This is a genomic window from Corynebacterium provencense, assembly GCA_900049755.1.
In the GTDB taxonomy this organism is placed as follows: Bacteria; Actinomycetota; Actinomycetes; order Mycobacteriales; family Mycobacteriaceae; genus Corynebacterium; species Corynebacterium neomassiliense.
In genome coordinates this window covers 1,254,513-1,277,085 of sequence record LT160593.1, presented here as the reverse complement: position 1 = coordinate 1,277,085, position 22,573 = coordinate 1,254,513, and the positions used below count along the sequence as shown (strand labels likewise).

General features: G+C 65.4%; 15 protein-coding genes, 1 tRNA gene and 2 pseudogenes. 11 read left to right on the top strand and 7 right to left on the bottom strand.

The features are described from left to right. Window positions 1–11: 11 nt before the first annotated feature. Window positions 12–716 carry a tyrosine-protein phosphatase gene (locus tag BN3906_RS14270; protein WP_187119934.1) on the top strand — a complete coding sequence of 235 codons (705 nt, stop codon included), beginning with the start codon at window positions 12–14 and terminating at the stop codon, window positions 714–716. Here the strand turns inward: BN3906_RS14270 and BN3906_RS12145 are convergent. Then, on the bottom strand, window positions 633–1,946 hold the full coding sequence (locus BN3906_RS12145; protein ID WP_025253818.1) for an ISL3 family transposase: 1,314 nt from the start codon (window positions 1,944–1,946) through the stop codon (window positions 633–635). The two genes, BN3906_RS14270 and BN3906_RS12145, sit on opposite strands and share 84 nt — an antisense overlap. A 137-nt stretch (window positions 1,947–2,083) precedes the next feature. Here BN3906_RS12145 and BN3906_RS12140 point away from each other — a divergent pair. Together BN3906_RS12140 and BN3906_RS15535 are read left to right on the top strand one after the other, a co-directional pair. Then, window positions 2,084–2,398: pseudogene (locus tag BN3906_RS12140) on the top strand (tyrosine-protein phosphatase); the annotation flags it as partial. A gap of 307 nt (window positions 2,399–2,705) precedes the next feature. Then, window positions 2,706–3,149: a DUF6968 family protein gene (locus BN3906_RS15535; RefSeq protein ID WP_066588814.1), complete on the top strand. Its 444-nt coding sequence runs from the start codon at window positions 2,706–2,708 to the stop codon at window positions 3,147–3,149. 83 nt (window positions 3,150–3,232) lie between these two features. Here the strand turns inward: BN3906_RS15535 and BN3906_RS14265 are convergent, their stop codons facing one another. From BN3906_RS14265 to BN3906_RS12125, 3 genes are all read right to left on the bottom strand, one after another. After that, the gene (locus BN3906_RS14265) at window positions 3,233–3,634 is read right to left on the bottom strand and encodes a DUF805 domain-containing protein (protein ID WP_187119933.1); all 402 of its coding nucleotides are present in this window, start codon (window positions 3,632–3,634) and stop codon (window positions 3,233–3,235) included. Window positions 3,635–3,834: 200 nt separating this feature from the next. After that, a tRNA-Leu gene (locus tag BN3906_RS12130) sits at window positions 3,835–3,911 on the bottom strand. 46 nt (window positions 3,912–3,957) lie between these two features. Further along, complete coding sequence (locus BN3906_RS12125) at window positions 3,958–4,632, bottom strand: TetR/AcrR family transcriptional regulator (RefSeq protein WP_261797008.1); 675 nt, start codon at window positions 4,630–4,632, stop codon at window positions 3,958–3,960. A gap of 155 nt (window positions 4,633–4,787) precedes the next feature. Between BN3906_RS12125 and polA the strand changes: the two genes are divergently transcribed. The 4 genes from polA to BN3906_RS12105 all read left to right on the top strand — a co-directional run bounded on the left by polA (window position 4,788) and on the right by BN3906_RS12105 (window position 12,651). Further along, window positions 4,788–7,520: a DNA polymerase I gene (polA, locus tag BN3906_RS12120; protein ID WP_066588811.1), complete on the top strand. Its 2,733-nt coding sequence runs from the start codon at window positions 4,788–4,790 to the stop codon at window positions 7,518–7,520. A 33-nt stretch (window positions 7,521–7,553) separates the two neighbouring features. Beyond that, window positions 7,554–8,717, top strand: a complete 1,164-nt coding sequence (locus BN3906_RS12115; protein ID WP_078057420.1) for an isocitrate/isopropylmalate family dehydrogenase — start codon at window positions 7,554–7,556, stop codon at window positions 8,715–8,717. Window positions 8,718–9,016: 299 nt separating this feature from the next. Continuing rightward, window positions 9,017–10,477, top strand: a complete 1,461-nt coding sequence (rpsA, locus tag BN3906_RS12110; protein ID WP_066588808.1) for a 30S ribosomal protein S1 — start codon at window positions 9,017–9,019, stop codon at window positions 10,475–10,477. A gap of 173 nt (window positions 10,478–10,650) precedes the next feature. Further along, window positions 10,651–12,651 carry a glucose PTS transporter subunit IIA gene (locus tag BN3906_RS12105; RefSeq protein WP_066588805.1) on the top strand — a complete coding sequence of 667 codons (2,001 nt, stop codon included), beginning with the start codon at window positions 10,651–10,653 and terminating at the stop codon, window positions 12,649–12,651. A 92-nt stretch (window positions 12,652–12,743) separates the two neighbouring features. On the opposite strand, the gene BN3906_RS12100 is transcribed toward BN3906_RS12105, so the two are convergent. Beyond that, complete coding sequence (locus tag BN3906_RS12100; protein ID WP_187119932.1) at window positions 12,744–13,685, bottom strand: MaoC family dehydratase; 942 nt, start codon at window positions 13,683–13,685, stop codon at window positions 12,744–12,746. A gap of 8 nt (window positions 13,686–13,693) precedes the next feature. Next, window positions 13,694–15,059 (bottom strand): annotated as a pseudogene (locus BN3906_RS12095) (3-oxoacyl-ACP reductase). Between the two features lie 282 nt (window positions 15,060–15,341). Here BN3906_RS12095 and BN3906_RS12090 point away from each other — a divergent pair. The 4 genes from BN3906_RS12090 to BN3906_RS12075 all read left to right on the top strand — a co-directional run bounded on the left by BN3906_RS12090 (window position 15,342) and on the right by BN3906_RS12075 (window position 20,048). Then, the gene (locus tag BN3906_RS12090; RefSeq protein WP_066588795.1) at window positions 15,342–16,658 is read left to right on the top strand and encodes an acetyl-CoA C-acetyltransferase; all 1,317 of its coding nucleotides are present in this window, start codon (window positions 15,342–15,344) and stop codon (window positions 16,656–16,658) included. 52 nt (window positions 16,659–16,710) lie between these two features. After that, entirely contained in the window at window positions 16,711–17,304 is a 594-nt protein-coding gene (gene coaE, locus BN3906_RS12085) for a dephospho-CoA kinase (protein WP_066588791.1), read from the top strand. Between the two features lie 76 nt (window positions 17,305–17,380). Then, window positions 17,381–19,534 carry an excinuclease ABC subunit UvrB gene (gene uvrB, locus BN3906_RS12080; protein ID WP_066588788.1) on the top strand — a complete coding sequence of 718 codons (2,154 nt, stop codon included), beginning with the start codon at window positions 17,381–17,383 and terminating at the stop codon, window positions 19,532–19,534. A 79-nt stretch (window positions 19,535–19,613) separates the two neighbouring features. Continuing rightward, complete coding sequence (locus tag BN3906_RS12075; protein ID WP_066588784.1) at window positions 19,614–20,048, top strand: universal stress protein; 435 nt, start codon at window positions 19,614–19,616, stop codon at window positions 20,046–20,048. A gap of 43 nt (window positions 20,049–20,091) precedes the next feature. Here BN3906_RS12075 and BN3906_RS12070 read toward each other — a convergent pair whose 3' ends face one another. Next, window positions 20,092–22,542 (bottom strand): HelD family protein, encoded by a 2,451-nt coding sequence (locus BN3906_RS12070; RefSeq protein ID WP_078057419.1) that lies wholly within the window; start codon window positions 22,540–22,542, stop codon window positions 20,092–20,094. Window positions 22,543–22,573: the final 31 nt, after the last annotated feature.

Sequence of the window (22,573 nt, the reverse complement as noted above, 5' to 3'; positions counted from 1 at the left end):
GGGGTAAGTTCGTGATTGAGAAAAAGTACACGCTCGGAACAGTTGCACTTGCTTCAGTGATTATTCTGTCGACAACTGCCTGCTCTGAAAACCATGATTCCCATGCTGCCACCACCGCGGCAAGCTCTGAAGAATCAAAATCAACCGATGTAACAGAGATTCGCGATGCGGTACAGGTAACTCCCAGGCTAGAATCTGCTGATAATTTCCGAGATGTGGCAGGTGACGGTGACGGTTACGAAACTGCGGATGGCCGACATATTTCCCGGGGCGTAGTCTACCGTTCGAATGTACTCACCTTGTCCGAAAAAGACCTGAAGACTGTAGAGTCACTGAATATATCCACCATCATCGACCTGCGTACTCCTTCCGAGATTCGTGAATCGCCTGACGTGACGGTGCCCGGGGCCAAATGGATCAACAGAAACATTCTCGGTACCGAGTCCACCGACCCCTCGGTATCGGCATCGACCACCCCTGAAAGTGCGACAAGAATGATGGAGGACACTGAAAGATCAATGGTCACGGATTCCGGTCTGCGCAAGCAGATTGCGGCGACACTGCGCGACGTGATCGATTCATCCGGGTCGGTGATCGTGCACTGCAGTGCAGGTAAAGAGGCTCTTCTCGATTTAGAGTGCGTTGATCCGGTCCTGCAGCTGGCCGGAGTGGATCAGCGACCGCAAGATGTAGTGGTCGAGGTTCCTGAACCCTAGGGCGATGCCGCGTAGATGCTCCAGCCTGCCGTTGATGGCCTCGACCGGACCGTTGGATGCGCCGATATCGAAGTACGCCAGGATGTCGTGCCGTCGGCGCCACAGGGTCCGGCCGAGTTGCGCCAGCTCCTCCAGCCCCGTCGGTAGGCCCTTGCGCAGGGTGCCGATCACCCTGCCCATCAACTTCTTGCCCCGCGCTCTGTCCGGCTGACCATAGGCACTGACCAGGTCCTGGTAGAACTCCCAGGTCACCTGCAACGCGACGTAGTCATCGTCGGTGTCCCACAGCCGATCCAGGCGCTGGCGCTGCCGGTCGGTGAGGAAATCGGTCCTGGTCAGCAGCGCCCGGCGGTGCTTGTACAGCGGATCGTCTTTCTGCCCCCGACGTCCGGTGGTTTCTCGCTGCAGGCGTTGCCGACACCCGCTGAGCTTCTCTGCAGCCAGGTGGACGACGTGGAACGGGTCCATGACTTTGCGCGCCGCAGGGAGAGAGTGGTCGACGGCGGTGGCGTAGCCGGTGAACCCGTCCATCGTCACGACCTGCACCCCGGCCCGGAAGTCCGGGTCCCGCTCACCCAGCCAGGTTTTCAGGACGTCTGCGGACCGCCCCGGGCGCATGTCGATCAGACGTGCCGGGCCTGCCCCGTCGGTCAGCGGGGTCAGGTCCACCAGCACGGTGACCATCGAAGACGGCTCGCCGGGTCGGCGGGTGTGTTTCCAGACGTGCTCATCGACGCCGAGGACCCGGACCCCAGCCAGGTGGGAGGGGTCAGCGTAGACCATGCTCCGGGCCGCGGTGACGGCGACGGTATTGACCAACTCCCAGCCGATTCCGAGAGCCTTCGCCGTGGCGGCCACGCTCATACGGTCGATGGCGAGGCGTTGGAGGATCCAGCGGGTCACCCGGTGGGTGAGTTTCGCCCCGTCGTCAGCGCAGGCCAGTGAGGTCTGGAAGATCTTCCTGCTGCAGGTGGGGTTGGTGCATGTGAAGCGGGGTACCCGGACGTTCAGGCGGGTGGGGAACCCCACGACCGGTAGGTCGACGAGTCGACGTCGGATGTGGTCCCGCTTCACCCCAGGCATCGCGCAGTCCGGGCAGGTGTCGGCTACGTCCACCGGCTCGGCGTTGATGATGGTGAGGGTGCCGGCGTCGGCGGCATCGGTGATCGTCAGACCGAGTTCTGCGGTGCGGCAGATGGTGTCGGCGACGAGGTTGCCAGTAGGGTGCACGGTAGGGTCCTGGTTCGGTCAGATGGAAGCTTCGCAACTCTCATCTTGTACCGGCCAGGGCCTCTGTATGTTGTACCACCCCGCGTCCCGCCCTTCAGCTATCTACGCACTCCGAACCGCGAAGAGCCGGTAAAGACCGCACGGGATGGATTTCGGCAGTACTGCTGAAAGCTGCCGGTGTATCGGACAGTGACGTGATGAACAACTACCTTCTCACCAATGACTATACGAAGGACCGTATAGGGAAATACTATGACGCCATGGTGGAGAAGAACGGTCAGACTGCGGCCGACACCATGAAGCCACTGCTGGGGGTCCAGAGTTCATATCTCCAGGCGGGTCTGGACGAGGTCAACGAGAAATACGGTTCATTTGACTCCTACATCACCGACGGGTTGGGGCTTTCCGACAGTGAGCTGAACGATCTTCGTGGGAAACTGGTGGAAGGCTGATCCGTACAGCTGTTCCTGTGAGGTCGTCCCCGTCCAGTTGTCGGGCAGGAAGACCTGCGGGACGGTTGACCCCGTGTCTACCCTCCGATGCCCCGGTCGTCATCGTGTCCGGCGACGCGATCTGTCAGGTGTCACGCCGGTCTGCGGTTCTGCCTGTCCAGTTTCGGTGAGGTATATTGGCGGCCAACTCGACGATGTGTGAGGCGGAAAGTGGAATGGCAGCGTCTCTGGCAGGAAATATGGTGGTGTCCCCCGGTGCGGTGGCTGCAGACCGCGCCACCTGCCCGGCAGATTGTCGGACCGTAAGATGACCGCGGCGGAGGTGCCGGTGGTGTCCCGTACTCTCCAGCGGGAAAACGGCGGAGCGGTGCGGATCCGTGTGTGGGCCCCGTACAGTGACGGGCAGGACTGGTTCGTCCGGTGGTCGATACACGGTCTCGACAGCGGGGAAGTTGAGATGGTTTCCGGAGGTGTCGACTCCATGCAGGCGATGATTCTCGCGTTGTCCGCGGTAGGTGACAGGATGGGCAGCGAGGCCGGCACATTCACTTTTCAGCAGGGGCCGGGCAGCCAGTTGTTGCACACTGTCTGGAACGGAATTCAGGACGAATGGACGGCAGCGGTGAGTATGCCTACTGTCCCTGCTGGTCAGATCACACTTCCCGGAACCAGCACGAGTGAGGCGGGAGGTCGGGAAAACGGACGAGGCAAGGTCACGGGTGACAGTCCTGATTCGCCGACTGCCAGCTGATGTCGCACAGCCGCAGGAATTTCTGTGGTCCTTGTACAGTTCGCGCGATGCAGCTGTCCCGATCCGGGCCATTTCCGTGCACCTCAGATATCGGCAGGCTCGCTCCATTTCTTCTTCTGCTTTGTCCTGTCGGTCGGTAAGAGTGTCATCACGATAAAGACAAGCCAGCCGACGAAGGGGACGGCATTGATGAGGAACCAGGGACCTGCGAACCCTGCATCGTGCAGACGACGCCAACTCAGGGAAAGGGAAGGAACTATGAATGCGGCGAAACAGAATTTGCTGAGTACATTTGAAACTGACTCTCCTGCGAGAACTCCGACCATCGTCAAAGCCGACGATACCATGAGCAGATACAGCTGTACCCACCAGAACTCTTCACGCGATGCAAATCCTTTGAAACACCAGTAGTTCTTGAAATAACGGGTGACTGATCGCCTGAACGTGTCCACATCCCGGGGGAGGGGCTGCTCAGCCGCAGGCATTGGCGCAGTGCCCCCGTCGGTGGAATGCTGAGCCGGCCTCATTCTCCCATTGGTACCATATAAGAACTGATCATGTGGCGCGCCTGATGTCTCAGGAATGAGTGGGAGTGATCCAGGGGTTCACAGGGCCCGTTCTCGCCGCCGCGATGTGGTACCGGACCGGTACCCGCATCATCGCTGCTTCTCTGGTGCCCTTTCTCTGGTGCCCCAGGTGAGACTCGAACTCACACTGGACGGGTTTTGAATCCGTTGCCTCTGCCAATTGGGCTACTGGGGCGGTTTCAGCGGCGGGCTCTCGCACCCCCGGCTGTCGGTGGACGATACTACTGCACCTGACCGGGGCGCCCGTCCAGGGCCCCCTGGATCAGGGAGCCGTAGTAGCTGATGAATGTCTCCACCCGCTCAGAGACGAAGAAGTCCTCGGTGACGAGCCTGCGCATCAGGGACAGTCCCGCCAGCATTGACATGGCGGCTTCGGCGCGGGTCTCGGCGTCCATGGAGTCCTCTGTGGAATCGTTCCCGTTCTCCGGGGACTCCTCGGCGATCTTCTTCACCAGCCAGTCCACGACCTGCTCGCGGTAGGCGCGGCCGATGGCGTCCACGATGTGCCTGTTGCCTCCGGAATCCGCCAGGCGGTGGACGATCGAGTTGGGGGAGTCCGGTGCCGAGGTCACGGCCAGGCGGGTCAGATAGACCCCAAGGTCGGAAAAGGGGACCTCCTCGATACGCGCCGCCGCGGCCGAGAAGTCCAGCTGGGACTCGAACAGGTTCTCCTTGGTGCGGAAGTACTTGATGATCAGCGGTGCGCTGACACCCACTTCGGCGGCGATCTCCTTGAGGGAGACCTCTGAGTACGGGCGTTCGGAGAACACCCGGCGTGCGGCGATGAGAATCTCACGGCGCGTGTCCTCGGACCGGCGGCGCGGGGACATGCTGTCCCGGGTGTCAGCGCCGTCAGGGCGGAATGCTCCCACAGGCCTCGGGGTCTGATCTGTCATGGCGACTAGGATAGCCCGCAGTACACTCGGTGAGCTGTTTCGCCGCCCCGTGTCCGGGCACATGCCGGTCCAGGCCGACCCGGATGCCGGCACATCTGCCCCGACGACAACCCCCGACGACATTTCCCCAGAACCCGTTCCCGCAGGAAGGCCCCATGACCGACGTCGCGCCCCCGAAGACCCGGAGTGACAGTACCGACAAGGCGACTGCCGGGCAGTCCACCCTTCTTCTCCTCGACGGACACTCCCTGGCTTTCCGTGCCTTCTACGCCCTGCCCGTCCAGAACTTCTCCACGACCGGTGGACAGCACACCAATGCCGTCTACGGGTTCCTCGGTATGCTTCTGGGGCTTGTCGAGACGGAGAAGCCGACCCATGTTGCGGCGGCCTTCGACCTGGCCGGACCGACGTTCCGCTCGGAACAGTTCCCCGCCTACAAGGCGCAGCGTCCCTCGACCCCGCCCGAGTTCCACGGCCAGGTGGAGCTCATCCGGCGTACGCTGCAGGCTCTCGGTGTCACCACCCTGTCGAAGGAGTCCTACGAGGCTGACGACATCATCGCGACCCTGGCCACCCGGGGCAGGGAGGCGGGGATGCGGGTGCTGGTGTGCACCGGGGACCGGGACAGTTTCCAGCTCGTCTCAGATGACGTGACTGTCCTGTACACGCTCAGGGGAGTGTCCGAGCTGGACCGGTTCACCCCCGGCCGGGTTCTCGAGAAGTACGGGGTCACCCCCGCGCAGTACCCGGACCTGGCCGCGCTGCGCGGAGACACCTCCGACAACATGCCCGGCGTTCCCGGGGTGGGGCCGAAGACCGCGCAGAAGTGGATCACGACCTACGGCAGTCTCGACGGCGTGGTCGAACACATCGACGAGATCGGCGGAAAGGTGGGCCAGGCTCTGCGCGACCATCTCGACGATGTGCTGCTGGCGCGCAACATCACCGAGATGGTCCGCGACCTCGACCTCGGCGAGGAGGGTTCTCTCGATGCGCTCGTCCCCGGCAACCCGGACCCGGCCGCCGCGTTGGCGGTGTTCGAGGCGTTGCAGTTCGGCACGACCCTGCGCAACAGGGCGTTCCGCACTTTCGGCGTGGAGTTCGAGGACGGGGGGACCACGGAACTCACCCTCGATGCACCCGGGAACGGGAAACTCGCGAAATGGCTCGCGGCCCACACCGCCTGGAAGGTGGACCGGCCGGCAGGGGACGCCACGGTGAACAGGCCGCTCGCCGTGGTCGTCACCGGCCTGGGCACCCCCTATGGTGGACGCGCCGACCGGATCGCCCTGCTCGACCCCGTGCCGGGGGAGGACGCCGCGGTGCATGTGGTCGACATCGACCTGTCCGACCAGGACCCTGCGGACGAGGCCACGTTGCGCGACTGGCTTGCTGACCGGGGCGCACCGAAGTGGGTCCACGACGCCAAGACCGAGTGGCACAAGCTCAACGGCTCCGGGCTCCGGCTGGACGGGGTGGAGCATGACACCGCCCTTGCCGCCTACCTGCTGCGGCCGGACCTGAGGACCGGTGATCTCGCCGACGTGGTCCAGCGTCATGTCGGTCATGAACTCCCCGCCGACGCCCCGGGCCCGTCGCGTGCACAGGCGGTCACGGAGCTTGTCGTCGCACTGACCCCTGAACTGGCGGACATCGGTGCCATGGAGCTCTACCTCGACCTCGAGGTTCCGCTCTCCACTGTCCTGGCGAGGATGGAGGCCACCGGGATCGCGGTGGACCGGGCGGAGCTGACCGCGTTGGCCGGGGACTACGAGGGGAAGATCGCCACCGAGGTCGCTGCGGCACGCCGGATCGCCGGTGACCCGGAGCTGAATCTGTCCAGCCCGAAGCAGCTGCAGAGGGTGCTCTTCGAGCAGCTGGGCCTGCCGACGACGAAGAAGACGAAGACAGGGTTCTCCACCGCCGCCGGTGAGCTGGAGAAACTCGCGGCGTCCCACCCCCACCCGTTCCTCGGGCACCTGATGGCCCACCGTGAGTACCAGAAGATGAAGTCGACGATTGACGGGCTCATCGAGTCTGTCGCCGACGACGGCCGGATCCACACCACCTTCAACCAGCGGGGTGCGGCCACCGGGCGACTGTCGTCCTCGGACCCGAACCTCCAGAACATTCCGGTGCGCACCGGGGCGGGACGGCGGATCCGTGAGGCGTTCCGGGTGGGCAGCGGCTACGAGACCCTGGTCACCGCCGACTACTCGCAGATCGAGATGAGGGTGATGGCGCACCTGTCGGGGGACCCGGGCCTCACCGAGGCCTACCGTAACGGGGAGGACCTGCACAACTACGTGGGTTCGCGGGTCTTCGACGTCCCCGTCGACCAGGTCACCCCGGAACTCCGGCGCAGGGTGAAGGCGATGAGCTACGGGCTGGTCTACGGGCTGTCCCCGTACGGACTCTCCCAGCAGCTGAGGATTTCGGCGGGTGAGGCGAAGCAGATCACGGAGAACTACTTCGAACGCTTCGGCGGGGTGAAGCGCTACCTGGACGAGGTGGTGGCCCGTGCCCGCGAGACCGGGTACACGGAGACCCTGTACGGGAGGCGTCGTTATCTTCCGGAGCTGAACTCGAGTAACCGTGTCGCTGCCGAGGCTGCGGGGAGGGCCGCCCTCAACGCCCCTATCCAGGGGACGGCGGCCGACATCATCAAGCGGGCGATGCTCCGGGTGGACCGGGAGTTCACCCGCCGTGACCTGGCGTCGAGAGTGCTGCTCCAGGTCCACGACGAACTGGTCGTGGAGGTCGCCGACGGGGAGAAAGACGTGGTCACCGAAATCCTGGGTGAGCAGATGGACGCGGCGGCTGAACTGAACGTCCCTCTTGACGTCTCCACCGGTGAGGGGGAGACCTGGGACGCCGCGGGGCACTGACCGGGTCACTGGCCGGGTCGCTAGGATGGCCGCATGGCACAACCGTCGACGACCACCGCCCCTCGGCCGGACAGTCACAGTGGCGGGCACGTGGTGCTCGGCTACTGGGACGGGGAGGGGATCGGCCCGGAGATCACCCCTCCGACCCGTAGGGCGGTGGAGCTGGCGCTGGAGCCGTCCGGGGTGACGGTCACCTGGACCCGCCTGGAGCTCGGAGCCGCGGCTTTCGCCGCGACGGGGCAGGTGGTTCCGGACGCCACGCTCGCCACTGTCCTGGGCTCCGGGGAGGACGCCGGGCTCGACGGGTGGGTCCTCGGACCCCACGACAACGCGTCCTATCCTCCGGAGGCCAGGGAGCAGCTCAATCCCTCGGCCGCTCTGCGGTCGGCCGCCGATCTCTGGGCCAATGTCCGCCCGGTCCTGGCACTGCCGGGTGCACCGGCCCCGGACCTGGATGTGGTCGTCGTCCGGGAGAACACCGAGGGGATGTACGCGGACCGGAACATGGTCACCGGTTCAGGCGACCTGCGGGTGACGAGGGACGTCGCACTGGCGGTCGGGGTGTTCACCAGGGAGAAGATTCGGCGGATCACCGGGTATGCGGCGAAGGTGGCACAGGGGCGCGGTGGCGTCCTCACGGTGGCGCACAAGTCCAATGTGCTGGCCCGAACGTCCGGGATGTACCTGGAGGAGGCGGAGAGGGTGTCGGCGGCCACCGGGGTCGAGATCCGCCCCGTGCACATCGACGCCCTGTGCGCTGAACTGGTCAGCCATCCAGGGCGGCACCGTACCATCGTGGCCGAGAACATGTTCGGGGACATTCTGTCCGACCTCACGGCCGCTCTCGGCGGGTCGTTGGGCACGGCGGGCAGTGTCAACGCCGGGGACCGTCACGCCATGGCGCAGGCGGCGCACGGTTCGGCACCGGATATCGCGGGGCTCGGCACGGCGAACCCGGCGGGGGTGATGAATTCCGCTGCACAGCTGCTCTCCCACCTCGGTTACGTGCTGTCTTTTATAACCACCTCGGTGTGGATTAGAGACAGGGGCGGTGGTCGGGCCCTGCCGGGGCGGGAAAGAGGCGATTCTGGGCTTCGGGGGCGGGGGTGTCATGGCGGGAGGACGCCCGGCCGGTCTCACGGCGGGGGGATCCGCCGCGCAGGTGGCGGGGACGGGGAGGACCCCTGTGGAAAGTGACGGTGCAGGGCCCGGTGGTGCAGGCGGGAACAGTGGCTGTACCGGGGTCCGTCCGGCGTCCACCGCGGAGTACTCCGGGGAAGTGTTTGCACTGCTAGCGGGGCACAGTGTACGGTATTGACCGTTAAGCGCCTTTTGAGTTCGATGGGTCTGTTCATTGAGCTCACCGGGGTCGCGAAGCCACGTCGGGGAAGTCGTGCGACCGTGTGAGCAGCTGGGAACAGCCGGGATCGCGGTGCGGTGGAACCGGCGGAGTCCTGTCCACAACGATAACTATCCGTTTCGGAGCACCTTCACCTATGCCCACCAACAACGTTCCTCAGGTTGCCATCAATGACATCGGCACCGCTGAGGATTTCCTCGCCGCCGTCGACTCGACCATCAAGTACTTCAACGACGGTGACATCGTCGAAGGTACCGTCGTCAAGGTCGACCATGACGAGGTTCTCCTGGACATCGGCTACAAGACGGAGGGCGTCATCCCCTCCCGTGAGCTGTCCATCAAGCACGACGTCGATCCGGGGGAGGTTGTCGAGGTCGGCGATGAGGTCGACGCTCTCGTCCTCACCAAGGAGGACAAGGACGGACGTCTGATCCTCTCCAAGAAGCGTGCCCAGTACGAGCGCGCCTGGGGCACCATCGAGGAGCTCAAGGAGAAGGACGAGCCGGTCACCGGTACCGTCATCGAGGTTGTCAAGGGCGGCCTCATCCTCGACATCGGTCTGCGTGGCTTCCTGCCCGCCTCCCTCGTCGAGATGCGCCGGGTCCGCGACCTGCAGCCCTACATCGGCCAGGAGCTCGAGGCGAAGATCATCGAGCTGGACAAGCAGCGCAACAACGTTGTCCTGTCTCGCCGTGCATGGCTCGAGCAGACCCAGTCCGAGGTCCGTTCCGAGTTCCTGCACCAGCTGCAGAAGGGGCAGGTCCGCAAGGGCGTCGTCTCCTCCATCGTCAACTTCGGCGCCTTCGTCGATCTCGGCGGTGTCGACGGACTCGTCCACGTCTCCGAGCTGTCCTGGAAGCACATCGACCACCCGTCCGAGGTTGTCGCCGTCGGCGACGAGGTCACTGTCGAGGTTCTCGACGTCGACCTCGACCGCGAGCGCGTGTCCCTGTCCCTGAAGGCCACCCAGGAGGATCCGTGGCGCGTCTTCGCCCGGACCCACGCGATCGGTCAGATCGTCCCGGGCAAGGTCACCAAGCTCGTCCCGTTCGGCGCTTTCGTCCGCGTCGAAGAGGGCATCGAGGGCCTGGTCCACATCTCCGAGCTGGCCGAGCGTCACATCGACGTCCCCGACCAGATCGTCACCGTCGGTCAGGACCTCATGGTCAAGGTCATCGACATCGACCTCGAGCGTCGCCGCATCTCCCTGTCCCTCAAGCAGGCTGACGAGGACTACTCCGAAGAGTTCGACCCGTCCAAGTACGGTATGGCCGACTCCTACGATGAGCAGGGCAACTACATCTTCCCGGAGGGCTTCGACCCGGAGACCAACGAGTGGATGGAAGGCTTCGACGCCCAGCGCGAGGCCTGGGAGGCCCGCTACGCCGAGTCCGAGCGCAGGCACAAGCTGCACACCGCCCAGATCGAGCGCCACCGTGCCCAGGCTGCGGAAGCTGCCGAGGCCGGCGAGTCCGGATACTCCTCCTCCAGCTCCGAAGGTGCGGAGGCAGTCGCTGAGAAGCCCGCGTCCGACGCAGGTTCCCTCGCCTCCGACGAGCAGCTCGCTGCTCTGCGCGAGAAGCTCGCCGGCAACTAGTCACCGGCTCAGGCAGTTTTCTGCCGCGACAGTTCTGCCGTGACAGTGCAGGAAGCCCCGTGGAATCTTCCACGGGGCTTTTCTCCGTCACCGGGGGTTCCACGGGAGCTGCCCAGGCAATAGGGTGGACCGGAGCATCCCTGAACTGCCCCGGACCGACGAGGAGACCACCCATGGCGTCCACCACCGACACCTCGAAACTGATACTCAGGGAGGTGGGAGGGGCAGAGAACGTCGCCGACCTCACCTACTGTGCCACCCGCCTGCGCTTCAGGCTCCGGGACCGCTCCGCCGCAGATCTCAGTGCACTGGAGGCGACACCGTCCGTCCTCGGGGTGGTACCCCAGGGAGGCGACGGCGTCCAGGTCGTCATGGGTGGGGGAGTCGCAGACTACTACAACGCGATCGTGAAGGAACCCGGCATGGGGTCGGACGCCCCCGCGCCGGCGTCCGGGGCGGCGAAGGAGTACGGCGGCGTCCGCGGCAGGTACGGGTGGGTGAACTACTGTTTCGAGTTCCTCTCGGACTCGTTCCGTCCCATCCTGTGGGCACTGCTCGGCGCGTCCCTGATTATCACCGTTGTCGTCATCGCCGACACCCTCGGATGGCAGGACTCCAGGGCACCCATGGAAGAACAGCCGACCGGGTACGTGCTGCTGCACGCCATGTACCAGTCCGTGTTCTACTTCCTGCCGATCATGATCGGGGCGACCGCCGCCCGGAAACTGGGTGCGAACGAGTGGGTGGGTGCGGCGATTCCGGCGGCCCTGCTGACACCTGAGTTCCTGTCGCTCGGTGAGCAGGGGGACACTGTCCACGTCTTCGGTATTCCCCTGGTCCTGAACTCCTATGCGTCCCAGGTGTTCCCGCCGCTCATCGCAGCAGTGGGACTGTACTGGGTGGAGAAGGGTCTGAAGAAGATCATCCCCGCCACCGTGCAGATGGTCTTCGTCCCCTTCTTCTCCATGGTGATCATGATTCCGGCGACCGCGTTCCTTCTCGGTCCGTTCGGCATCGGCATCGGCGACGCCATCTCGGATTCACTGCTGTGGCTCAACGGGGTCTCCCCGTTCATCCTCGCCGTCGTCATCCCGGTGATCTACCCGTTCCTTGTGCCACTGGGCCTGCACTGGCCACTGAACGCCATCATGATCCAGAACATCGCGGTCCTCGGCTACGACTTCATCCAGGGACCCATGGGTGCCTGGAACTTCGCGTGCTTCGGCGTTGTTGCCGGGGTGTTCCTCATCTCGGTGAGGGAGAAGAACTCGGGAATGCGGCAGCTGTCCCTCGGCGGGCTCATGGCAGGGCTGTTCGGTGGCATATCCGAACCGTCGCTCTACGGGGTGCTGCTCCGCTTCAGGAAGACCTACTACCGTCTGCTTCCGGGGTGTCTGGTCGGCGGGATCATCGCCGGGTTCTTCAACATCAAGGCCAGTGCATTCGTGTACACCTCCCTGCTGACATTCCCGGCGATGGACCCGTGGGGCGGTTACCTGCTCTCCATCGGTGCGGCGTTCTTCACGTCGATGCTGCTGGTGATCTTCTTCGACTACCGCAGCAGTGACGAGAAGGCGACCGTGTTGGCCCAGCTGGCCGCGGAGAGGGAGACGGCGGACGCCACCGGTGAAGCTGCCGCTACGGCAGACACCGGGGAGAGCACGGATGTTGTGAAGCCGGCGCTGCGCCCCGGGGCCGTCACGGTGGTCACGGCCCCGGTGGAGGGCAGGGTACTGCCTCTGTCTGAAACGCCGGACGCCGCGTTCGCCGGCGGGGCGCTGGGTGGCGGGGTGTGTATCGACCCGACCGGTGGCACCGTCGTCGCACCCGCGGACGCCACCGTGCTGACGGTGCAGAAGACCGGTCATGCGATCGGACTGCGACTGGACTCCGGCATCGAACTGTTGATCCACATCGGAATTGACACTGTGAAGATGGGCGGGGACGGGTTTGAGAATCTGGTGGACAAGAGGCAGAAAGTGTCCGCAGGGACCCCTCTGGTGCGCTTCGACCGCGCAAAGATCGAGGAGGCGGGCTACTCCCCGCTGACCCCGGTGGTCGTGGTGAATTCGCGGAAGTTCGGCACAGTCGAGGGAATGCCAGCACCTGTCGCCGCCCCCGGCGACGACATCATCACCGTCACCGCGAAAGCCGTGGACCAGGTGGCAGGCTGACCGGGACTGTCCGGACTGGCCGGGCTGGCCGGGCTGTCCGGGCGACGCAGTGATGCGACAGTGTATCGGTGCGCCCCTGGTACCGTTCCGGTCTACAGAGAACCGATCTCGCCCACGGCGTGCAGGGTCTCGAGCTTCGAGTAGCTGCGCACCTGGAGCTTCCACGTGCCCGTGGCGTCCTTCTCCGAGAAGAAGGCGAGCTTGCAGGGGAGAACCACCGGCTTGGCGAACTCGACGGCGAACCGGAGTCCGTCCGGGTGGATCTCGCCCTCCAGTCCGCTGACCATCCGGGCAGCCGACCACATGCCGTGGGCGATGCGGGCGGGGAAGCCGAAGGCCTTCGCGCCCAGGGCGGAGACGTGGATGGGATTCCTGTCACCGGAGGCGTCAGCGTAGATGCGTGTGAGCGAGGGCGTGGCGGTCCAGACGGCACTGGGTGTGGGGTCGTCCGGGACACCCGGCCGGCCGAACAGTGAGCCGGAGTCCTCGGGGCGGGCCTTCACCTCAGCGGAGGCGGAACCGGAGAGCTTCGCACCCTTGGCCAGGAACGCGGAGGTCTGGGTCCACACCGGCCCATTTCCGGTGGAGCCGTCGGCGTCCTCCACGTAGATTTCGGTGACCATGTCGATGAGCAGGCCTTTGCGGTGGGGCCGCAGGTTCTCCGCGTGGGTACGGACAGTGAGGACGTCGTCGACAGTCAGTGCCCGCTTCTGTTCGATCACGTTGGTGAGGTGGACCGACCCGACCGCGTTGAACGGGAAGTCCGGGGTGGTCATCACCTTCATCGCCAACGGGAAAGACAGCACATAGGGGTAGGTGACGGGCAGTTCACTGTCGAGACGCAGTCCGGTGGAGGCGCAGTAGGCCGCGAGGTGGCTGATGCTGATGCGCACTCCGGTGACCTCGAACCCCGTCGCAGGGTCCTCACTGGCGGACCGCTTCACCCCGAGGGCGGGGACAAGGTCCTTCGCCGCGGACTTGTACTCGTCCATCAGCTCCGGGATGGAGGGCAGGGTCGTGTAGGTGACAGTCACGGTGCCCCCTATGCGCCCATCAGGTGCTGACCGCACACCCGCAGGTACTGTCCGGTGACCGCACCGGAGGCGTTGCCGGCGAAGAAGGCCACCCCTTCGGCGACGTCGAGCGGCAGACCGCCCTGGTTCAGGGAGTTGAGCCGACGACCGACCTCGCGGGTCCCCGTGGGGATTTCGGCGGTCATCGCCGTCTCGATGAATCCCGGTGCGATCGCGTTGACGGTGATGCCCCGGTCGGCGACCTTCGGGGCCAGTGCCTCGGCCAGGCCGATCATGCCGGCCTTGGACATGGCGTAGTTCGTCTGGCCGCGCTGTCCGGCCAGTCCGTCCATCGACGACAGTGTGATGACGCGTCCGCCGTCGTTGAGCCCGCCGTTGTCGAGCAGTGCCTCGGTGATACGGACGGGAGCGACGAAGTTGATCGCCTGGACGAGGTTCCATTTTCCCTCGTCCATGTTGGCGAGCAGCTTGTCGCGGGTGACTCCGGCGTTGTGGACGATGATGTCGACTCCCTGTCCCCACTTCTCCAGCGCGTGGGCGCGGATCTTGTCCGCGGCGTCGGCTGCGGTGACGTCGAGGGGGAGTGCGGACCCCTTGACCTCGTTGGTGACCGCGGCGAGGGCCTCGCCGGCGGCGGGGACGTCGACGATGATCACCTTGGCCCCGTCACGGGCGAGGACGCGGGCGATGTCGGCGCCGATACCGCGGGCGGCACCGGTGACGAGGGCCACCTCCGCGGGCGGCACCGGTGACGAGGGCCACCTTGCCGGCGGCGGGGGCGTCCCAGGACTCCGGGAGGTCGACGTGGGTGGCGTCCACGCGGATGACCTGGCCGTCGACGTAGGCGGACTTTCCGGAGAGGATGAAGCGGACCGGTGCCTCAAGCCCTGACAGGTCTTCGGTGACAGCGGGGTCGACGTAGATCAGCTGGGCGGTGGCTCCGCGCAGCAGTTCCTTGGCCAGGGAGCGGGTGAAGCCTTCGATGGAGCGCTGGACGATTCGCTCGTCGGCGTCCTCGATGAGCTCCGGGGTGGTACCGATGACGAGGAAGCGGGCGCAGGGACGGACCTTGCGCATCTGGGGGTGGAAGAACTCGTAGAGTTTCCGGATGTCCTCGGGGGTTCTGATCCCGGTGGCGTCGAAGATGACGGCGGCTTTCTTGATGTCGGTGTCAGCGCCGACGAACTGGAAGTCCGGGTCGAGGAACTCGCGGACTCCCTGTGCCAGGCGTCCTTCACCGCCGATGACGACCGGACCGTCGAGGGCTGGTTCACCCTTCCTGTAGCGGCGCAGCTTCTCACCCTGGGGGACGCCGAGCTTGCCGGCGAAACTGGAGTTGATGATCTGCTCCAGCAGGCCCTTCTTGGAAGACATGTACTGATCTCCTTGGTTTAAGTGGTCGGTCGTGATGGTCGGTTGTTCTGGACTGTGCCGGCGGTGATCCGCCTGTGTCAGCCGTGTTAGCCGAAATCGTACCTTGCGGCCCCGTGAACAATGTATGTTCTCATTCGTACCCTAGCGTGTGACCCGGTACGCTGTCCCGCATTTCCGTGACAGAGACAACAGTTCCAGTACCACCCCGGATCCGGCGTCCGGACCACCCCCGACGGGTAGGCTGGCCGCCAGACACGACAGACAACGGAGCGAATCACGATCATGACCTCTACCACCCCGCGCAAGGTCGCCATCCTCGGCGGCAACCGCATCCCCTTCGCACGGTCCAACAAGGAGTACGCGAACGCCTCCAACCAGGACATGCTGACCTCCACCATCGACGGTCTCATCGCCCGCTTCGGTCTCCAGGACGAGAAGCTCGGGATGGTCGCCGCAGGTGCGGTCCTCAAGCACGCCCGCGACTTCAACCTCACCAGGGAAGTCGTCCTCGGTTCCGCGCTGAGCAACGAGACCCCCGCCTTCGACCTTCAGCAGGCGTGCGGCACCGGTCTCGCCGCAGCCGTCCAGGTGGCCGACGCCATCGCCCTCGGCAGAATCGACTCCGGCATCGCCGGCGGCACCGACACCACCTCGGACGCCCCGCTCGCCGTGAACGACGAACTCCGCAAGACCCTCATCAAGGTCAACAACGCGCGGACCACCGCGGATCGGCTGAAGCTCCTCGGATCGGTGAGACCCTCCCAGTTCGCACCGGAGCAGCCCCAGAACGGTGAGCCCCGCACCGGGCTGTCCATGGGCGACCACGCGGCAATCACCGCCCGGGAGCTCGGCATCTCCCGCGAAGACCAGGACCAGCTGGCCGTCGAATCGCACCGGAAGCTCGCGGCAGCGTATGAAGAGGGCTTCTTCGACGACCTGGTCACCCCCTACCTGGGAGTGCAGCGGGACACGAACCTGCGCCCCGACTCCAGCCTGGAGAAACTCGCCAAGCTCAAGCCCGTCTTCGGCAGGAAGGACGCCGCGGCCCACGGAACCCAGGCCACCATGACCGCCGGCAACTCCACCCCCCTGACCGACGGCGCGTCAGCGGTGCTCCTTGCCAGCGAAGACTGGGCGGCGGAACACAATCTCCCCGTACGCGCCTACCTGACCGACTCCGAGACCGCGGCAGTGGACTTCCTCCACGGTCATGACGGGTTGACCCCTGACGGGCTGCTCATGGCTCCGACCTACGCGGTCCCGCGTCTGCTGGAGCGCAACGGCCTGACCCTCCAGGACTTCGACTTCTACGAGATCCACGAGGCTTTCGCCTCCCAGACCCTCGCGACCCTGAAGGCGTGGGAGTCCGAGGAGTACTGCCGGGAGCGTCTCGGCCTGGACAAGCCGCTGGGCGCGATCGACCGGTCGAAGCTCAATGTCAAGGGTTCGTCGCTGGCTGCGGGCCACCCCTTCGCCGCCACCGGTGGCAGGATCATCGCCACTGCGGCGAAGCTGCTCGAGCAGAACGGCGGCGGCCGCGTCCTGGTGTCCATCTGCGCCGCAGGTGGACAGGGCGTCACCGCCATCATCGAACGGTGACCGCCCTACGGTGACACCCACGTTCCGGACCCGCCCGCGCTAACCTGGCCGCATGTACATCATCGGTCTCACCGGCGGCATCGGGTCCGGAAAATCGACGGTGGCGTCCAGGCTCGCGGAACTCGGCGCCACCGTCGTCGACGCTGACCGCATCGCCCGTGACGTGGTCGAACCCGGGGAACCCGCGCTCAAGGAGCTGGAAGAGCAGTTCCCCGGCGTCATCCGTCCCGACGGGACCCTGGACAGGGCAGGCCTCGCCCGGGTCGCCTTCGCCACTCCAGAGGCCACCGCCCGACTCAACGCCGTCACCCATCCGCGTATCCGCGAACGTACGGCGGAACAGTTCGCCCGGGCACGGGCCGCCGGCGTCCCCGTACTCGTCTATGACATGCCGCTGCTCATCGAGACGGGCCAGACCGACCTGGTGGACACGGTTCTCGTCGTCGACGCCCCCGACGACATCCGTGTCGACCGGCTGGTGCGCCTGCGCGGCCTCGATGAAGCGGACGCGCGGCGCCGGATCGCGGCGCAGGCGGACAGGGAGACCCGGCTTGCCGCTGCGGACACGGTCCTCGACAATTCCGGGGACACGGCGTCACTGATCAGGCAGGTCGACGACTACTGGAACTCCCTGCGTGCAGGCTGACCGTGGCGGACAGTCACGGGAGGACAGGGAACGGAACAACGGCACAGAGGACGCCGCGGCGTCCTAGAATCGAGCCATGGCCTTCGCAGCTGAGCATCCTGTCCTGTCCGAGTCCGAGTTCCGCCCGGTCGGGGAGGTCGAGCGCACTGACGCTCCCTTCAAGGTCGTCAGCGACTACCAGCCGGCCGGGGACCAGCCGGCGGCGATCAGGGAACTCGATGAACGGCTGAACCGAGGTGAACGCGACATCGTGCTGATGGGAGCCACCGGCACTGGAAAATCCGCCACAGCGGCCTGGCTCATCGAGAAACAGCAGCGCCCCACCCTGGTCATGGCCCCGAACAAGACCCTCGCCGCCCAGCTCGCCAACGAGCTGCGCAGCCTGCTCCCCGACAATGCCGTCGAGTACTTCGTCAGCTACTACGACTACTACCAGCCGGAGGCGTACATCGCCCAGACCGACACCTACATCGAGAAAGACTCCTCGATCAATGACGATGTCGAACGGCTCCGGCACTCCGCCACCTCGAACCTGCTGTCGCGTCGTGACGTTGTGGTCGTCTCCTCGGTCTCGTGCATCTACGGTCTGGGCACACCCCAGTCCTACCTGGACAGGTCAGTTGTCCTGAAAGTGTGCGAAGAGGTGGAACGGGACAGGTTCCTGCGACTTCTCGTCGACATCCAGTACGACCGAAACGACATCTCGTTCACACGGGGAGCCTTCCGGGTCAAAGGGGACACCGTCGACATCATCCCCGCCTACGAAGAGCTCGCCGTGAGAGTGGAGTTCTTCGGCGACGAGATCGACAGTCTCTACTACATTCACCCGCTCACCGGGGACGTCGTCCGTGAGGTCGACGAGGTCCGCATCTTCCCCGCCACCCACTACGTCGCCGGTCCCGAACGCATGGAGAAGGCCATGCAGGACATCCGGGCCGAGCTGGAGCAGCGCGTCGCCGAGCTGGAGAACCGTGGAAAGCTGCTGGAGGCGCAGAGACTGCGGATGCGCACCGAGTACGACCTGGAGATGATCCAGCAGGTCGGCTACTGCTCGGGGATCGAGAACTACTCCCGGCACATCGACCAGCGCGCACCGGGTTCCGCCCCCGCCACACTCATCGACTATTTCCCGGAGGACTTCCTCACCATCATCGACGAGTCCCATGTCACGGTCCCGCAGATCGGGGGCATGTTCGAGGGGGACATGTCCCGCAAGAGGAACCTCGTCGACTTCGGGTTCCGGCTCCCCAGCGCCCTCGACAACAGGCCGTTGACCTGGGAGGAGTTCGACGACCGGAAGGGGCAGTGCGTGTACATGTCCGCCACACCGGGTGACTACGAGATGGCGGCGGCGGGAGGAGAGTTCGTCGAACAGGTCATCCGTCCGACCGGGCTCGTGGACCCGAAGGTGGAGGTGCGCCCCACAGAAGGGCAGATCGACGATCTCATCGAACAGATCCGGCTCCGGGTCGAGAGGAAGGAACGCGTCCTCGTCACGACACTCACCAAGCGGATGGCGGAGGATCTCACCGACTACCTCCTCGAACACGGTGTCAAAGTGCGCTACATGCACTCGGACATCGACACGCTCAAGCGGGTGGAACTGCTCCGGCAGCTGAGACTGGGCGACTACGACGTCCTGGTCGGCATCAACCTTCTGCGAGAGGGGCTGGACCTGCCCGAGGTGTCCCTGGTGGCCATCCTCGACGCGGACAAGGAAGGGTTCCTCCGGTCGGAGCGTTCCCTGATCCAGACCATCGGCCGTGCCGCCAGGAATGTCTCGGGCGAGGTCATCATGTACGCGGACAAGATCACCGACTCCATGGGGCACGCCATCGACGAGACGGAACGACGCCGCGAGAAGCAGATCGCCTACAACCGGGAGCACGGCGTGGATCCGCAGCCACTGCGCAAGAAGATCGCCGACATTCTCGACCAGGTCTACGAGAACAGGGGAGTGGACGGTCCCGACGACGGTTCCACGGGGACAGGGTCCACCGGATTCGGTGCAGACGTCGACGTCGCCGCAGGTACCTCGACCGTCTCCGCGGTGACCGACCGGAGCACCGCAGGTCTGGCCCGGCCGGAACTGGAGAAGCTCATCACCGATCTGACCACCCAGATGCAGGACGCCGCGCGTGAGCTGAAGTTCGAGCTGGCAGGACGCCTCCGTGACGAGATCGTCGACCTGAAGAAGGAGCTGCGGGGAATGGTCGAGGCCGGGTTGTGATGGGGTAACCTGGGGGCCGGTCACTCACCGGGAAAAAATACCCTGGTGCGTGTGAACGGGATTCAGTGAAGGGACGGGCATGAGCTACAGCACCATCGTTGTCGGGACCGACGGTTCAGAGTCCTCTCTTCTGGCGGTGAGGCGTGCAGCATCTCTGGCAGCGGCGTTCGACGCCACACTGGTGGTCGGTTGTGCCTACTATCCTGACCAGGACGCGGCCGTCCAGGCCGTCCGGATGGACTCCAAGACCGTTGTCGGTGACACCCCGGCCCAGAAGAACCTCGAGTCGGCCGTCGCTGCCGCGGAGGAGGCCGGGTGCGCCGACGTCAGAACTGTAATCAAGGCAGGGTCGCCGGTGGAGGCACTCATGGGGATAGTCACCGATGTGGATGCGGATCTGCTCGTCGTCGGCAATCGGGGGATCAATTCGCTGACCGGAAGGCTCCTCGGGTCAGTTCCCGCAGACGTCGCACGTCAGTCCGACTGCGATGTCATGATCGTGCACACCGTGTAGCGGTCACCGCCGGCGCATGTCCCGGAGGCCTGCCTGCTCCCGCTCACCAGGGAAGCTCCAGGTCATGGACCAGTGTCAGCCCCTGGGTGGCACGGGTCACAGCGACATAGACATCGTTGAGTCCCTGGGGCGAGGCCGCGGCAATCTCTGCAGGCTCCACGAGTACGACTTCGTCAAACTCAAGTCCCTTGGCCCCGCTGACATCGGTGACGACCACCTCGCCGTGGTTTCCGGAGGGTTGTGCGGTGTCCTCGTCCGTCCCCCGGTCCCGCGGTCGGGTGGAGGCGGTACTGTCGGCCAGGCTGCGCAGTCCGGGGAGCCGCCCTGCGGTGGCGATCACACCGGTGAGGCCGGGCCCCGCCGCCTCCACGGCGTCCTCCAGGGCACGCGGAAGGTCACGGAGAACCGCCTCCCGCACACCGGTTCCGGTCTCCCTGAGACAGGACGGGGTCCTCTGCCCGGGAGCGACCACCGACTGTATCTGCGTGGCGATCTCCGCGATATCCGCCGGAGTGCGGTAGTTCACGGTGAGTTCGTGGAGTTTCCACCGGTCACTGACGAACGGGCCGAGTGCGTCCGCCCAGCTGTCCACTCCGGCGGGGCTGCCGGTCTGCGCCGGATCACCGACGAGAGTCATCCACCGGTTCGGGGACCGGCGGAACACCATCCGCCAGGCCATCTCCGACAGCTCCTGGGCCTCGTCGACGATGACGTGACCGAAGGCCCAGGTACGGTCAGCGGCCGCACGCTCAGCGGTGGACATGGTCTCCCGGACCCGCTGCCTCTCGGCGAGCTGTTCGGCGTCGATGACGTCGTAGGCCATGAGGATTTCGGCGTCGGTACCGTCGTCGAGGTCCTGGTAGGCGGAACCGGTGAGGATGTCGAGGGCCTCCTGTGCCTCGGCAACCTGCTCCTTCCACTTCTTCCGCTCCGTGGCCTCAGCTTCCTCGGCTCCGGCGATGCCCAGGATCTCCGCCAGCTCGTCGAGGAGCGGGGCGTCAGCCTCCGTCCAGTCATCGGGGGCCACGGTTCCGTCGCAGCGCAGCAGGGCGTCCCGGGTCAGATCGTCGTAGTCGGACGCTGCGGAGTCCACGGCGTCCCGCGACCCGTAGAGTCCGGCGAGCACCTCCTCGGGGGTCAGCAGTGGCCAGAGTTCGTCCAGGACGTCGAGTATCTGCTGCTCCGTGCCGAGATCCTCCCTCAGCTGCCGGAGATCGGCGGCGGAGAGGAGGTTCCGGCCTCCCAGAGGGTCCGCGCCGATCTTCTCGGCCATGGCGTCCCTGAGACGGTCGAGTGCACTGTCCCGGAACCTGTCCCTGGCCTGGTTGTGCGGCTTCCTGGACCTGCGGGCGGTGGTACGTGCGGCCCGGGCCATGGCCGGGGTGAGGTACAGGGTCACACCGTCGACAAGGAACTCGACCGGCTCTTCCGGCACCGTCTCCCTGTCACGCACCGCGTACCTGAGAATGTCCACCATCTCGACGGAACCCTTGACCTCCTGGGAGAGCAGAGGTTCTGCGCTCATGGGTCGGGTCGTGACCCCCGGATAGAGGGTTCCGGGTGTGGCGAGGACGACTCCGGTCTCTCCGAGACTCGGGAGAACCTGGGAGATGTAGTCGAGGAACCGGCGGTTGGGTCCGATGATGAGGACACCGGTCCTCTCCAGCTGTTCGCGCCAGGTGTACAGGAGGTAGGCGGTGCGGTGGAGTGCGACCGCGGTCTTCCCGGTGCCCGGACCACCCTGGACCACGGTGACGCCGCGGTGAGTCTCACGGATGATCCGGTCCTGCTCCGCCACGATCGTGTCCACGATATCGGTCATGTGGCGGGACCTGGCACGGTTCACCGCGTGGAGCAGGGCGCCCTCCCTGGCCACAGATCCTTCGCCCCGGTCGGTGGCGTCGAATCCGGTGTCACCGGACAGTCGTTCGTCGGTGACGTCGGTGACGGTCCGTCCCGAGGTCCGGATGTGACGCCTGACATGCACACCCTCGGGGTGGAGTGTGGTGGCGAGATAGAAGGGCCTGGCCATCGGGGCCCGCCAGTCCATGAGAAGGGTCCGCATCTGCTCGTCGTCGGCGTGCAGGCCGATCCGGCCGATGTAGCGGCGGTCGAGGACACTGCCGTCTCCGCCGGGACCGTCGTCGGTCTCCGGATTCTCGGGGTCGTCGTCCTCGACGTCGATGCGTCCGAAGAACAGACCTATCTCTGCGGCGGAGTACTCGGAGAGGCGCCGGGATATCTCGTAGGTCTCGTGGTCGCGTTCCAGCAGTGCCTGGGGGTGGTCGATGTCTGCGGTGCGTCGTTGGACGGCGCGGACACGGTCGGTGAGACGTTGCCGGGCAGAGTCCACGAGCGCCAGCAGTTCGTCGAGCCGGTGCTGTTCCTCAGCTACCCCGGCCGGTGTCTTCTCCGGTGCGGCCGGTCGTGGTGACCCGGGGTCACCGGGGGAGGAGGTGCCGGTGGTGATGGGAGAGTCTTGCAGGTCGGACATGATCTCCTGGTCTGTGTGGGTGTGTTCCGGG